Raw genomic sequence first — 14,650 nt, 5'->3', positions numbered from 1 at the left:
TCTGCAGCAGGAGTGAGTTATGGCAAAGCGCTTATTTTTTGGCATTGGGATGAATGAACACAGCCAGGCACATATTGATGCCTGGTTACGCACTGAGGTACGTGCCCGTAAAGCACCGACCAAAATGGAGAACTGGCACCTGACACTGGCTTTTCTTGGTCAGGTAGAAGCGTCACAGGAAGCAGACATGGTGGCGTTTGCCCGCCAGCTTAAAGTGCCCGCCTTTACGCTGAACTTTGCACACACCGGTTACTGGTCAGGTAATGGGATTTTCTTTTTACGTCCGGAGCCCGAACCTCCGGAGTTAAGTGCACTTGCAGAGCCATTACGCGACATGGGGGCCGCACAGGGTTTGCATTGTGACCGGTTACCTTTTGCCCCTCATATTACTCTGCTGAGAGGGCACAAAGGCGAACCTGAGGTACGCTCATCCATTACGCCGTTTACCCTTTCGGTGACGCAGTTTCACCTCTACCACTCTTACCGATGCGACAGCCGTGGGCTCATTTATGAACCCGTGCAATCTTTTGACCTGGTCTGAACACCACTCAGGTGCTGCTTGCGGTAATCACCGGGCGTCAGGGTATAAACTCGTTTGAAGGCGCGGTTAAACGGACCAATAGAGTTAAACCCGGCATCATAAGCGATGCTCAGAATAGCGGTGCGCGCATGCGCCAGGTCGCACAATTGTTCGGCGGCATACGCCAGTCGATATTGATTGATGAAATGTGAGAAGTTTTTAAAACCGAGCTGCTGGTTGATCAGGGCGCGCAGCTGATGAGCCGGTATATCAAGGTGCTCGGCCAGCTTGCCAATGGTGAGCTCGGGTTCACGATAAATGCCCTGTGCCAGCAGGGTTTGCAAAGCCTCATAAGTGGTTAGCCAGTGGGCAGGCACCGGCAGTGTTTGTTGGGTGGCCTGATTGCGGTTGCCGTTGCGCCTTGCGGCAGGTCGTGACATTCCGGTAAGCAGTAACAACAGGCAAAAAACAAACACCGCATTAGCCAGCAGATAAACGGGATCCCGCCGAATAAGACTGGCACTGAGCTCAAACCCGACCAGCACCAGGCAGTGTAGCAGGGCAAACGTGGCCAGGATCAGTCGCAGACGACGTCGGCTATGTACCAGATCATCATTAAAATTTGCCAGACAATAGTATAAGGCGGCACACATAGCTAACGCCGAAAATACGTGCATCAGTGTATGCCAGTGTGTATTGCCCCCATAGACCAAGAACACGCAGCTACTGGCCAGCAGGGCACACCCCAGTAGCCAGCGCCCCCAGTGAAGCGTCAGCCAGTGCGGCACACGCAGTTTGATCAGATACCAGGCGCAGGCACACAACACCAGCGGCAGCAGTTCTGTACCTGCAAGAAACAGGTTGCGTAATGGGTTAAAGCGCCACTCAGGCAAAGGCTGAGTGAGTAGCAGAAAAAACGTCAGGCTGGTGGCCAGGGCAACCGCCAGCAGGCGCTCAAAGTGAGTCAGGCGGGGCCAGTTAAACAGCACCAGGGCAAGGAGTAACCCGAGGGCACTAAAGCGAAAGAACAGATCTGCCAGGGTGATTAGCGCCACAGTTTACTCCAAAACCGCCGCAGCAGCCGTGCTATCAGATTGTCACTTTTTGACGCCTGCATAAACAGTGCATAGGTGGCCTGATTGCGGGCTTTACTGACGTGTTTGCGGGTGCATTCGTTTGCCACCTGCTGCCAGTCTTCGCGTTTTAAGGCTGTCTGGAGTTTTGGCCAGCGACTACTCAGATTGGTGATGCCCAGGTTATAAGCCAGATCCAGTAATGCGAGCCGAGCACTGGGAGGCAGCTTGTTATACGGCCGGGTATAACCATTGGCGGGGCAGATCAGGCGCGCAAGCTCCTGCTCAAAATTGCTGATCTGTTGCTGCAGCAAACGCATACTTTCGCTGTGTGGCAGGTGCAAGGAGCAGTGCTCGGCATACCAGCGGGCAGTTTTACCCGCAGGCAGGCGTGTCAGGGTGTTGTATTCCTGCTGCTTTTGCGCTCGGCTGGCCGGCTTATTAGTACGCTTGTCTCTCAAGCTCAGGCGGGTAAACGCCTCTTTACTGCTGACATGAAAGCCGACGCCTATGGTTGGATTACCTCGGGTATCGAGGTAAAGATGGTCGATCACCCCTTCAAAGTGGCATATGTGCCTGACAGCCGGCGAGGGCGAAACAGCGTGAGAGAAAATACGTTTTAGCACACAGTTAATGCTCCGGATCAGGTGGGTCGTTGTGTTGCGTGAGCGTTTGCCTGCCCGAGGTGCAGTCAGACACCGGCGACACATGCGAATCCACCGTAGAAATATAACATTGTTTCAGCAGCGAACAATAACAAGTATAGACCTCAACCCGCTCAGCCATACTGTCTATCTTATCCCACAGACGGTTATTAAAATTGCTTTTTTGCATGGTGAATAGGGGTAAGGAGGCACCATCGGCGAGCAGTGAGTGCTCAGCACGACTGGTAATGTACCAGCCAAACTTGGCCAGCACATTGACCTCGTTGTCGTCTTGCTGCGCATTCTCAAGGGCTTCGCGATAGGCGCTGATATTGCAGCAGGCATCGAACAGCGCGATGATCGAGTCGTAAACCTGACCACGGTAGTGGAATTCCACCCACTCAATCAGAGCGGGACCGGTGCCTGAATTGAGGATACCAATGGTGATCCGGGGGCGCTCGGACTCCAAATCGAAGTTACTGTAATTGAACTGCAGCCAGGGCCAGGTTTCGGCCTCAAGCTGGCGTTCTGCCGCGGCAACTTGTTCCTGAGCGGCTTTGGCCTGCATATATGTGGCATAGAAAGATGCCGCCGAGATCAGCATCGCGCACAAAGCCAGTACTGTGTTCATTTTAGAGCGTGACAGCTTCAGTTGCAGAGGTCGAAACAACCGCTTGGGTTTGACGTGAGGGGCAGGTTCTGGCCTGTCAACTTCATGTCCGGGCGGGTGCGCGTGACTGTCATCGATGTCGGGTAATGTGGTGTCCTGTTGTGTCATACGGCAAGTCCTGTTGGTATAGTTTTATGGGGCCGTGAGATGAATGGCGAGGGTTTCACCCAGCCTGAGCTGATTGCTGTCGCGCTGGTTCCAGCGTTTTAAATCTTTGACTGAGACGCCAAACTGTCGGGCGATACGCCACAAGCTGTCACCGCGTTTTACCACGTAGTCGAGCTTTTCTGAGCGCGATGGCAACAACAATGTCTGACCAATTCGGATCAGGTTACTGTTCAGCTGATTGAACTGGCGCATCTCGCTGACCGTGATGCCATGTTGCCGGGCGATCCGGCTGAGGCTGTCACCTCGGCGCACAGTCACTTGCTGCCAGCGTGTATCTGGCAGTGCCTGAAACTGCGCTGCTGCCTGCAGCCACTCCTGCTCTCTGTCCCGGGGAACCAGCAGATGGCCCGGGCCGCTCAGTAACACCGGAAAACGGCGAAAGCCCGGGTTCAGAACCGCCAGCTCAGCCCAGTCATGTGTATTGGGCAAGATCACGGCTTGGTCCATTGTCAGCTGGATAAAAGCGGGTTGGTTGTCTATGGCCGGAAAGTGCATACGCTGTTGTTTTAGTAACGCTGCAGCGGCCAGCAATTTGGGGACATAGTGTCGGGTTTGCCTGGGCAGCTTTAGTGAGAAAAAGTCGGTTGGTTTACCCGCTTTGCGATTATTCGCAATGGCTGTGGCAACACGACCCTCGCCGGTATTATAAGCTGCAATGGCGTGATACCAGTCACCGTCGAAGCGTTGATGCAAATAGGTTAAAAAATCGAGCGCAGCGCCGGTGGATTGGATCAAGTCCTGACGTCCGTCAAACCAGGGGTTGATAGTGACACCATAGTGTTTGGCTATTAAAGGCGTCAGTTGCCACAAGCCCGATGCGTGTTTTTCGGAGTAAGCCTGCGCGTTGAAGTCACTTTCAATCAGCGGCATCAGTGCCAGCTCTATGGGCAGACCACGACGTTCCACTTCGCTCACCAGATAATACAAGTAAGGCTCGGCCCTGTTGCTGATGGTGTGCATATAATTTGGATGTTGCAGGTACCAGTTCACACGTTTCAGCACTCGGGGGTGTGTTGAGCTGGCAAAACTCAGCTGCATGCGAATACGTTGCCAGACATCATCACTGGTATGCGGGGTTGGCAGTGCAGGCAAGGGTTGGTCTGCGACATAGGTGTGCTGGGGTGGAGTACTCCGGGTGGTTACACCCGCATCGTCTGATGTGCTGTCCTGGGGCGTGGTATTACACCCTGTGAGCAATAACAGCATCATCAGCAAAGGCAACTTTCTGGCTGGCATGTGGTTTTCGGCTTATTCTTGTTTGTTTTGATTGTATATAAGTTGGGGAATTTTACCACTCTTGTCGGACAGGGTTGATCGTTTGCTCCAATCTGTACGTAAATTGAGCTAAACTTGCAATGTTAAGCAGGGCATTGCGCTGTGCTTACTGAGTACCGTCAGGGGGCTTTTATGTTACGTTCCGAACTGAAAAACGAGCTTGATCAGGACCATATGGATGCAGTTATCCTGAGCTATGCGGATTCAAATCATTATCTCGCCGGTGGGCTCGACCCATTAGGTAATTATCATTTACTGACCGACCGCCAGGGTAAAACCCTGACCTACAATTCATTGCGCGAAGCCGAGCTGGTATTGGCTGAGCTGGGTGCCACACAAGCCACCTTTGATATGGAAACAGCCTACGATGAGATGATAGGCAATGTCAGCGACGGACACTGCCGGTTTGTGATGCCGTTGAATAAAGCATCTCTTTAAGTGCGTGCCTTGCCGATAGTGCAAGGCACACAGAGCACCAGCAGTTAATGAAATGTCTCGTGACTGAAACGCAAATGCTTGGCATCTTCCATCAGTTGCCGAAAATCCGTCTGAGCCAGCTGCAGTAAATGGCGGTGGTCGCCCGACTCGATATAGACATGCGGCTGGTTGAGGAGCAAATCATCAAAGACTGTGTCCAGGTGATAAGCGTTGGCGATGGGTGGCACAGCCCCGGGGCTGCAATCAGAAAACAATCGATATACCTGACGCTCTTTCATCAGATGAAAGCGCCGTTTAAGTGCGTCGTTCAGGCTGCTCAGGCTGATTTTGTAATTTGCGGGCAGCACTGCCATCAGGCGCTTGCTCTCGTGGTCTTCCAGCATCACCGCTTTTGCCAGTTGTGGCAATGGGATCTGGCTGAGATAAGCGGAAGCGAATGAGGACTGACTTTCGACGTGCTCGATAACGCGGTACGGAATGAGGTGTGTGTCTAAGTAGGCACTGATACGATGAGTCATGGGACCTCCTCGTGTTTACTTACTGTGATCGTTAAGTATAGACGAGCAGGTCCGAATAGGCAGGAAATATCGGTTTATACCTTCTCGGGTACGCTGAGGTGTAGATCACCTTTAGCATAATCCAGCGTAAGTAAAAAATGCTTGAGGGCGTCGTAACCGATCACGCCTCTGACTTTTCGGCCTCTAATCTTGCTGGAGGTATGCTGGTACTGAGTGAGCGTTTTAATACGATGTCCTTCGTCGGGATAAGCAATGGCGACATTGGCCAGGGTAAACGGTCCCAGCCGCATTTCTGCAAGCTGTGTTTCGCGCATGACGGCAAACTCGTTAACCCCGGCAGACGTAACGTGTTTTGCATCCGGTGTTACCAGGTCCAGCCCCTCTGCCAGACGACGGGAGATCAGGATACCGCCCGTGTACCCAGTATCCAGAAGCAGCCAGATTGGTTTTCCTGCGATCTCGACCTCCACAATTGGCATGCCTGTGCCTAAATGTGCGTATGTTTTAATGTTCTCGTGCTTACCGACATTGACAGCGTCACGCGTGAGCATACGAACACGTTGGTTAGGGTAGTCGAGCTGTACCACTGACTGGCTAAAGAAGCCTGCACCCAGTAATAAGGCATTGGTGTGATGGCCAAGCGTGGCCGCCGCGAGCCCATTCATGCTGGACTGAATGCCGAACACTTCTGTTTCTATATTGGCGTAGAGCTTTTGGCGTTGTTGCCCATGCATGCCCTCGATATCAACGTGCCCACGATGTGCAAATTCCAAATTATTGTGATTAATAAAGCGCTGATTAATGGCATTGATGTGTGCGCCTGTGTCTAAAATTGCCATGCCCTCAATACCCGCCACTTTTGCGGGTACCTTGGCGTGGCCATTTTCGATATTGAGCGACAACCAGGCCGTTGCGCCCGCACCAGCTGTGAAGCTGAGCAAAGCTGACAAACTCAGCAATACAAGTTTCATCATAGATTAAACACTCCGTGTAAGCAGGCACCATTGCCTGTCGACGGAACTTTAACATAAGTTTAACCTGTTGTATTTACTGTTTTTATCATAGGTTGCCGCTCAATGTGACAGACAGCTTCGGCTTTATCGATTCAGATAACTGCTCCCGGCTTTGCAAGGAGCTGCTTCTGTCTGTCTCATAAATAGCACGATGATACTGATAGCGGGCGTTATTGAGGGTATCCAGCTCCACGGTGAGCGATAATCCGCCGCCAATCTGAGTCTGCACAAAGGCACTGAGCTCAGTGTTGGCCCGCTCAGTCAGTATTTCGTCATGATAATACTCGCGAAAACGGGTAGGCAGAAACGCTTCGAAACCCCAGGATAAGCGGGCCTGATCACGTCGAAACCCTATGATTAACTCGTGCGGTGTTAATTCCGTGATGGGACGGGGACCGCTCAGTGGATCTGCAAAGCGCGCGTCCCGCCAGGCATAACTCAGCTCAACTCGGCTGTCACTAAGCAAAAAGCGGGTATTAATACTCCACTCGGTATCCAGGCCAAAATAACGGGCCCTTCCTGCGTTGACGATGGCGCCATTGCCATTATTTTGCACCTGATACTCGTGGATATCCTGCTGCCACTGATAAAACGGGCTAAGCGTAAACTCAAACCAGTCGGCCCGGGCATATTGCCAGGTGAGCATCAGCTCGGTGTACTGCATGGGCTTTAACTGTGTGCTGCCATTCTGCGTACGCGCAAAGCCGCTGCTTTGAGAGCTTTGAAACAACCCAAAGTCCAGCTGTTCAACCTGGTGCAGGGCGCTGAAAGTCAGCTGTGAGTCTGCACTCAGGTCATAGCCCAGTTTGAGCTGTGGCTTTAACAGGCGATGCTGCTGTGATTGCGCGCCGTTGTGGCCGGATTTCAGGGTGGCCTGCTCCAGCGCAAGCTTACCCGACAGCTGCCACTGTGGCGCCACTTGCCAGCTGGCGGCCACAAAAGGCTCAAACCGTGTTTCAGTGACCTTGCTGTTTTCGGCTTCGTCTGCATGCCTGGTGTCGGCGCTGACTGAGTTGTAGCTCCCTTCTATGCCGATACTCGGCTGCAAATCATGTGATGGATCACTATACGCCAGCCTGAGCACCTGTTCGCGGGCGTGTTCGCGTTGCTCAAAGGTAGTTTGTGCCGCCGATTGGCCGAACCACTCTTGTATAGACAAGTCGGACTGCTCTCGTCTGGCAAGGCCTGTCAGTTGCATTTGCCAGTCTGTGGCAGTTTGTCTTTGCCAGTCAAAGCCCAGTTCATACTCGTCTACCTGTTCTATGTCTTTGGTGCCGTTGACCGGCGCAGGCAGAGCAGGAGTCCAGCGATAACGAGTCAGCCAGTCGGTTTGCTGTGCCGATGCATTGAGTTGCAGGGTACCATTGTGCAGCGGGGTTCTGCTGATCAGCGCCAGCTGTACGCCTTGCTCACGCTCAGCAAAATGCTCTCGTTCGGAATTGGCAACCTGATCTGATTGTACATCGGTATATTGCATCAGTTCGCCTGATGAGTAGGCATGGTTGTTTACCCACTTTACGCTGGCGCTATGATGCCAGTCAGCATGGTGAGTTTGCATACTCACCATCGCTTCACTCAGTTCATGGTCGCTGTGTTGAGAGTGCAGCTCGGCACGCCAGTCCAATGAGGTGCCCTGATCTTTGATCAGGATGTTGACGATCTGCGTGTACTCACTGAGCTGGCTGAACGGATGCTGGCCGGTATATAACTCCAGCCCGGCTATCTGGTTCGTCGGCAGTTGGCGCAGCAGGGTTTCAATTGAGTCGGATTTGGATAACGGGACTATGCCATCGATCAGCACATTACTGCTGGCACCACTGAGGCCGCGCTCGTTACTGCCTTCGGTGAGCACAAAGGTGGGCAGCTGATTAAGCAGATCCAGTGCATGCTGGGCGCTGAACTGGGCAAGGGCCGCTTCGTTAAACACGCTATCGGCCTGGTCCTGCGCGTATACCGGCGCTACGACAGCGCAAAACAGCGATGAGGCCAGTAAGGCAGGTTTAAATCGATTCATACAACACTCCTTGAAAAGTTGTCCTATGATACGAGTTTCAAATCAAGATAAACAAAAGCTTAGGGGTAAGATGTGGCTGACTGGGACGAATGAACCTGGGTTGTTTACTGGTCCCGATGGAGGTGGGACGAACAGACTGGCGCGAATTTAGACACTTTGCGCCAGCTGGGTTTTCACTTCCTGCTTGTAGCCTTTGCTCAGGGCAATCTGAGCGCCGCTTTTCAGCTGAATAATGGCACTGCCAGAAGGTTTATTCTGGATCCTGTCAATGGCGTACAGGTTGACCACATGAGAACGATGAGTACGGATAAACTGAGGTGGCAGCTGAGCCATCAGCTCTTTTAAAGTGCCACGCTTAAGGTATTGCCGGGTACTGGTATGGATCTCCATATAATTGCTGGCGGCAGTAACATGGGTAATGTCATCAAAGGGGACCGGGGCTTTGTCTTTCCCCTGATCTGCCCACAGCACCGGATGCTCGTGATTTGGCTCGGCAATGACGCGTAACTGGGTATGCCATAAAATGGTGATCACAAACAGCACCAGCAGGTGTGCCGGCGCAAAATAATACAAGGTATAAGCAATAGGGTCGTCCAGTGCCACCAGGTCGAACACCGCCTGCAACAGCATGGTACAGCAATAGGCACCACTCATGAGCGTGAGGTAATGGGTCACGTTCACCTTAGGCGCAGGCTCAAGCCGGGAAAGGGCACGAAAAACCATTGGAGACAGTAAATACCACAGGCCCCATTCCTGCCCCGCCCACCAGAGCGGATTATTGAGGCGCTCCTCTTCGGGCACCGACCAGTCGTGTATTAAATCTATAAGGGTCAGAAAGGCAATCACCAGCGTCCACCCGCACAACGACAGCAGCCATTCTTGTCTGATCCGAGCCGACACCACACTTCCCCATATTTGATACACCGGCGTATTTTAGCATTCTGCTAACGGATGTGAAGCCAAACAATTCCGCTATCACTCAAGCGTCATCAACATACACCCCGATACCCCGCCTCCACCTCTTTCCTTCGCAATTTCGCCTCTCACCTTCGCTGCCCAGCTTCTCCTTCCATCATCCAGCTTCTCCTTCCGTCATCCAGCTTCTCCCTCCGTCATCCAGCTTCTCCCTCCGTCATCCAGCTTCTCCCTCCGTCATCCAGCTTCTCCCTCCGTCATCCCGGCCCCCGAGCCGGGAACCATAAAAGCGCCGTCAGGTGCCAAAACGGCTACGAAACTGAAGGCGAGTAGATCCCGCATCAAGTGCGGGATGACGAGTGTAGGGTACCAGTTTATGCCTATTCTCCCTTCGACACCCAGCTTCTCCTTCCGTCACTCAGCTCCTTCCTCCGTCATCCCGGCCCCCGAGCCGGGAACCATAAAAGCGCCGTCAGGTGCCAAAAAACAGCTACGAAACTGAAGGCGAGTAGATCCCGCATCAAGTGCGGGATGACGAGTGTAGGGTACCAGTTTATGCCTATTCTCCCTCCGTCACCCAGCTTCTCCTTCCGTCACCCAGCTCCTTCCTCCGTCATCCCGGCCCCCGAGCCGGGAACCATAATAGTGCCGTCAGGTACCAAAAACGGCCACGAAGCCGAAGGCGAGCAGCTCCCGTCACCCGACCTTTTTGCTGTCATCCAGTCCGTTGCCTCCACTATCCCCGTCTTTAACAACCCCACCAAAAAAGGGCACTTCCATAAGAAAAAAGCCATGCTCAAAATTTAACTTGTTTCGAACCGTAAGTTTCGACTATAATTTCGTAACGTTCGAAACGAAACTTACAACTATATATAAAACGACGATGACAAAACGCAATACACAGCAACGCAGACATACAATCCTTGCCATGGTAAACGAGCAGGGCGAAGTGAGCGTAGAAACCTTAGCCAGTGAATTTGCCACATCAGAAGTTACGATTCGAAAGGATTTAACCGCATTAGAAAAAAGCGGCCTGCTATTACGCCGCTATGGTGGCGCTGTGGCACTGCCGCAAGAAATTGTTGCCAAAGGCAATGATGAGCGCGATACGCTACGTAAAGTGGCCATTGCTAAAGCCGCTGCTACGCTGATAAAAGATCACCATCGCATCATTATCGATAGTGGCCGTACAACAGCCGCCATGATCCCGGAGCTGGCGCAAAAGCGCGGGCTGGTGGTGATGACCAATGCCATTAATATTGCCAACCGCTTGTTGGCACTGGAAAACGAGCCGACCTTATTGATGACCGGTGGCACCTGGGACCCGCATTCGGAATCCTTTCAGGGGCAGGTTGCCGAGCAGGTTTTGCGCTCTTACGATTTTGATACCTTGTTCATCGGTGCTGATGGCATTGATGTAGCAAGGGGCACCACCACGTTCAATGAGCTGGTGGGGTTAAGCCAGGTCATGGCCGAAGCGGCTCGTGACGTGGTTGTACTGGTCGAATCTGAAAAGATCGGCCGCAGAATACCGAATTTAGAATTGCCCTGGGATCAGGTCACGACCTTGATCACCGACAACAACCTGGCCGCCGACTTGCGCCAGGCGATCGAGGCCCGTGGCGTGCAGCTGATCTGTGCAGAGGTAGAGTGACAACACACAACGTGCAAATAATGGAGAATTTATGTGTGGTATAGTTGGTGCGGTAGCAGAACGTCCTGTTAACCGTATTTTGATCGAAGGTTTAAAACGTCTTGAATACCGTGGATACGATTCAGCGGGTGTGGCTTTAAGTCAGGCTGGTACCCTGGATACGGTCAAGGCTGTGGGTAAAGTGGCCAACCTGGAAGCGGCCGTGGCCGAAGCCGGCGTCAGCGGACACACAGGTATTGCGCACACGCGTTGGGCTACACATGGTGGTGTAACCGAAGTGAATGCTCACCCTCACATTTCAAATAGCGAAATCGCGCTGGTCCACAACGGCATTATTGAAAACCATGAGTCACTGCGTTCTGTATTAAAAGACGATGGCTATACCTTCCTGTCTGATACCGACACCGAAGTCATGGTACACCTTATCCACCAACTACGTCAGCAGCACGACTCTCTGCTGGACTCGGTTAAAGCCGCGGTTAAGCAGCTCGAAGGCGCTTACGGTACAGTGGTATTCGACAAAGCCAACGACAACGAAATCATCGTAGCACGTTCTGGCAGCCCGCTGGTTATCGGCTTAGGTCTGGGCGAAAACTTCATCGCGTCTGATCAGCTGGCACTGCTTGCGGTAACACGCAACTTTATCTTCTTAGAAGAAGGCGATGTAGCACGCATCACCCGCGAAACGGTCGAAATTTACGACATCAACGGCGAACCGGTTGAGCGTGAAGTGGTTGAATCTAACATTTCTCAGGATATCTCGGGCAAAGGCGAATACCGTCACTACATGCTCAAAGAAATCTACGAGCAACCAATGGCCGTACGCAATACCCTGGAAGGCCGCTTGGAAGGTGACAGAGTCGCAGTAGATGCATTTGGCGACCAGGCTAACCAGATCTTCAAAGACGTTAAACACGTGCAGATCATTGCCTGTGGTACCTCTTACCACTCAGGCATGGTGGCGCGTTACTGGTTAGAGCAATACGCAGGCGTAAGCTGTAATGTCGAAATTGCCTCTGAATTCCGCTATCGTGAGTCGTTTGTGCACGAAAATAGCCTACTTGTAACCATTTCTCAGTCTGGCGAAACCGCCGATACCCTGGCGGCACTGCGCCTGGCGAAAGAGCAGGGCTACATGGCCTCAATGACCATCTGTAACGTGCCGGGCTCTTCACTGGTACGCGAATCCGATCTGGCCTTTATGACCAAAGCCGGTGCCGAAATTGGTGTTGCGTCAACTAAAGCATTTACTACGCAATTGGTCGGCTTATTGATGCTAACTGCGTCAATTGCACAAGAAAAAGGCCGCGACCAGAGCACAATTGTTAACGCCATCAAGACCCTGCCAAACAAACTGGAAGAGTCACTGAACATGGCCGAAGGCATCGAAGCGCTGGCAGAAGAATTCGCCGACAAGCACCACTCATTGTTCCTGGGCCGTGGTTCACAATACCCAATTGCAATGGAAGGCGCACTTAAGCTTAAAGAAATCTCGTACATTCACGCCGAAGCCTACGCCGCAGGCGAGCTAAAGCACGGCCCACTGGCCCTGATCGACGCCGACATGCCGATCATAGTCGTAGCGCCAAACAACGAGCTGCTTGAAAAGCTGAAGTCAAATGTTGAAGAAGTCCGCGCCCGCGGCGGCATCATCTACGTCTTCGCCGACAAAGACTCCAACTTCGCATCAGACGACACCATGCGCGTAATGAACGTGAATCACGTAGAAGACATCATCGCACCCGTTGTCTATACAATCCCGCTACAGCTACTGTCGTACTACGTTGCCGTGATCAAAGGCACCGACGTCGACCAGCCACGTAACCTGGCAAAATCGGTCACTGTGGAATAGTTTAAGGTATTGATTTTTAATGTTTTGTGGGTGAGCAATAAAGCACTCAACCACATTTTTTCATTTCTTAATTAAGTTGGAAAGTGGAAGTTCTGATTTAGCTTCCACTATTTCAACTTTATTTAAATTAAGCTATGTAAGTGAAGTACTGAAATTATTCAATTAGTTTCTCTGCTCTGCCGCTGAAACTTTGCAAATGCTTCTTGAGCATTAGCTTTTCCTTCAATAAAGGTTTCTTGTTCCCAATCAGCGAGTTTTTCTGCTAAAAAGCGCTTTTCATAAGTGTTAGCTTCTTTATCATTGCCTACAGCTAAGTAACAGTTGGATAAACTAGCTAATATCCACTTTCTATCACTTCTTTCCGCGAGCTCTTCACCGTCGGCGGCTACTTTTTCCAACGATTCTATAATAATCAATCTGACTTTATATGCTCTCATCCTGTTGTATATGATTTCATTTGAATCATTTCTATGATCCGCTAACATATCTAAACATGCTGCATAATTTTCTCCATTATAATAGTCTCGCCTAATTTCGAACCCTCGGCCGTATTGTTTTATTGCTAGCTCCAAATCATCAGTATTACGGTGGATTTGCCATAACCTTTTATGGATCGCTCCCGTTAACCCACATGTTTCAGGATCATTGGACTGATAAGGTGTTAATGACTGAGCAATATTCAAGGCATTTTCTAAAGCTTCTTCTTTAGTGGGTATTTCTGATTTGTATGTAGCTAAAACTAACTTTTGGATTACAGTTGGGTCTTGACGCGTCATTTCAGCTGCTTCCTTATAAAAGGTTATTGCTGAACTAAACTCGCTATCATTTAGTGCTTTTTTACCAGACTCTAGGAATAAATGTAGGCGATCACTTTCTTCTTCTAACTCTTCGACTTTTTCTTGAAATTCCATCTCAGTTAGCATGGGATACTTAAGAGCTGGAAGGTATGTATATACAGGGCTATCAACTTTCTGTTGATCATCAATGGCAGCCAAAATTAAATCTTTTAATGCGCAACAAGCACGTTTAGCCTCTCTTGAGCCAATATCTTTACCCAAATGTTCATACTGGAATGTGCTAGTATGATCTAGGTCAAATGAAAATCTTCCATCCTGTTCTTTCATGATTATTGTTGAACTTGGCTTTAATGCATGTCTCACCCCCAACTCATATACAGCATTTACATTTCCAGTGCTGATGTCTGCTATAACTAAGTCAGCTTGATAAAGCATCATATACATTTCTGCATCAATAATGCCTGAATGTAATATTTCATCAGCACGAACGCACTTTAACCCAGCATCTTCTACTGCAGGCTTAATAATAGCTTCAAAAGTTGCATCTAGGTCAAAAGTCTTACCTAACTCATGGTCTGTCTTTTCACCAAATCCCATTACAACAAAGCAAACTTTTTGATCCATATATTTGTTTTCCTCAATCTAGAGCGTTTGATAAATTTGACCAGGAGACTATTTTTGACGCGTTGAGCCAGCTAGGGATATTCCCATTAAAATTATCGCCTTTATGGACTGCAATTACTTTCTTTCCCAGGGCATGGCTTTTTTCAACTTCCCACTTAACCCATTGGCTCTTAGAAGTGTTTTCAGTCAAGTAAACAACGGTTGTTGAAGTTCTGTTTATGCGCTCTGTAATTTTCCGCTTGATGTATTCGGCTACTTCACTATTGTATGCAGATTTCACTGAGTGATCGTTAAATTCTATATCACTATTTTCATTTTTTGCTTGGCCTCGAAGTAAATTTACTTCGTTCATATCTTTGGAAGAAAAGCTAATGAAAACATTTTTCTTTTTAGGCTGAAGCGCTAACTTTGCTTTCTCTTCAAGTGCTCTTACATTGCCTAGCCTACTCCAAGATCCTGATGAACTGCCTCCCAT

The 14,650-nt window shown here is 50.6% G+C and carries 14 protein-coding genes; 4 read left to right on the top strand and 10 right to left on the bottom strand.

Going from position 1 to position 14,650, the window contains the following annotated elements:
- The first annotated feature begins 19 nt into the window (after positions 1-19).
- A complete protein-coding gene (gene thpR, locus NH568_RS17490) occupies positions 20-541 on the top strand; it encodes an RNA 2',3'-cyclic phosphodiesterase (protein WP_253049298.1) in 522 nt (173 codons plus the stop codon).
- On the opposite strand, the gene NH568_RS24235 is transcribed toward thpR, so the two are convergent.
- The 4 genes from NH568_RS24235 to NH568_RS17470 are packed head-to-tail and all read right to left on the bottom strand — an operon-like array spanning position 508 to position 4,311.
- Positions 508-1,575, bottom strand: a complete 1,068-nt coding sequence (locus NH568_RS24235; RefSeq protein WP_253049296.1) for a helix-turn-helix domain-containing protein — start codon at positions 1,573-1,575, stop codon at positions 508-510. The two genes, thpR and NH568_RS24235, sit on opposite strands and share 34 nt — an antisense overlap.
- Positions 1,566-2,219, bottom strand: coding sequence for a hypothetical protein (locus tag NH568_RS17480; RefSeq protein ID WP_253049294.1), 654 nt, complete (start codon positions 2,217-2,219; stop codon positions 1,566-1,568). Before NH568_RS17480 ends, NH568_RS24235 begins: the two co-directional genes overlap by 10 nt.
- A 4-nt stretch (positions 2,220-2,223) precedes the next feature.
- Entirely contained in the window at positions 2,224-3,015 is a 792-nt protein-coding gene (locus NH568_RS17475) for a hypothetical protein (protein ID WP_253049291.1), read from the bottom strand.
- 24 nt (positions 3,016-3,039) lie between these two features.
- The gene (locus NH568_RS17470) at positions 3,040-4,311 is read right to left on the bottom strand and encodes a LysM peptidoglycan-binding domain-containing protein (RefSeq protein ID WP_253049289.1); all 1,272 of its coding nucleotides are present in this window, start codon (positions 4,309-4,311) and stop codon (positions 3,040-3,042) included.
- Positions 4,312-4,482: 171 nt separating this feature from the next.
- Here NH568_RS17470 and NH568_RS17465 point away from each other — a divergent pair, with 171 nt between their 5' ends.
- Positions 4,483-4,788, top strand: a complete 306-nt coding sequence (locus tag NH568_RS17465; RefSeq protein ID WP_138552233.1) for a DUF6482 family protein — start codon at positions 4,483-4,485, stop codon at positions 4,786-4,788.
- A 44-nt stretch (positions 4,789-4,832) separates the two neighbouring features.
- Here the strand turns inward: NH568_RS17465 and NH568_RS17460 are convergent, their stop codons facing one another.
- From NH568_RS17460 to NH568_RS17445, 4 genes are all read right to left on the bottom strand, one after another.
- Positions 4,833-5,306, bottom strand: coding sequence for a YbaK/EbsC family protein (locus NH568_RS17460; RefSeq protein WP_253049287.1), 474 nt, complete (start codon positions 5,304-5,306; stop codon positions 4,833-4,835).
- Positions 5,307-5,380: 74 nt separating this feature from the next.
- On the bottom strand, positions 5,381-6,280 hold the full coding sequence (locus tag NH568_RS17455) for a retropepsin-like aspartic protease (protein WP_253049285.1): 900 nt from the start codon (positions 6,278-6,280) through the stop codon (positions 5,381-5,383).
- An 85-nt stretch (positions 6,281-6,365) separates the two neighbouring features.
- The gene (locus NH568_RS17450) at positions 6,366-8,333 is read right to left on the bottom strand and encodes a TonB-dependent receptor (protein WP_253049283.1); all 1,968 of its coding nucleotides are present in this window, start codon (positions 8,331-8,333) and stop codon (positions 6,366-6,368) included.
- A gap of 147 nt (positions 8,334-8,480) precedes the next feature.
- A complete protein-coding gene (locus NH568_RS17445; RefSeq protein ID WP_253049281.1) occupies positions 8,481-9,233 on the bottom strand; it encodes a LytTR family DNA-binding domain-containing protein in 753 nt (250 codons plus the stop codon).
- A gap of 898 nt (positions 9,234-10,131) precedes the next feature.
- On the opposite strand from NH568_RS17445, the gene NH568_RS17440 reads away from it, so the two are divergent.
- Positions 10,132-10,902, top strand: a complete 771-nt coding sequence (locus NH568_RS17440; RefSeq protein ID WP_253049279.1) for a DeoR family transcriptional regulator — start codon at positions 10,132-10,134, stop codon at positions 10,900-10,902.
- A 31-nt stretch (positions 10,903-10,933) separates the two neighbouring features.
- Entirely contained in the window at positions 10,934-12,754 is a 1,821-nt protein-coding gene (gene glmS, locus NH568_RS17435; RefSeq protein ID WP_253049277.1) for a glutamine--fructose-6-phosphate transaminase (isomerizing), read from the top strand.
- A 158-nt stretch (positions 12,755-12,912) separates the two neighbouring features.
- Here the strand turns inward: glmS and NH568_RS17430 are convergent, their stop codons facing one another.
- Together NH568_RS17430 and NH568_RS17425 are read right to left on the bottom strand one after the other, a co-directional pair.
- Positions 12,913-14,175: a tetratricopeptide repeat-containing protein gene (locus NH568_RS17430; protein WP_253049273.1), complete on the bottom strand. Its 1,263-nt coding sequence runs from the start codon at positions 14,173-14,175 to the stop codon at positions 12,913-12,915.
- Between the two features lie 13 nt (positions 14,176-14,188).
- Positions 14,189-14,650, bottom strand: a complete 462-nt coding sequence (locus NH568_RS17425; RefSeq protein WP_253049270.1) for a TIR domain-containing protein — start codon at positions 14,648-14,650, stop codon at positions 14,189-14,191.

The organism is Pseudoalteromonas sp. XMcav2-N (genome assembly GCF_024124545.1).
Taxonomy (GTDB): Bacteria; Pseudomonadota; Gammaproteobacteria; order Enterobacterales; family Alteromonadaceae; genus Pseudoalteromonas.
This window is presented reverse-complemented; position numbering and strand designations above follow the sequence as displayed.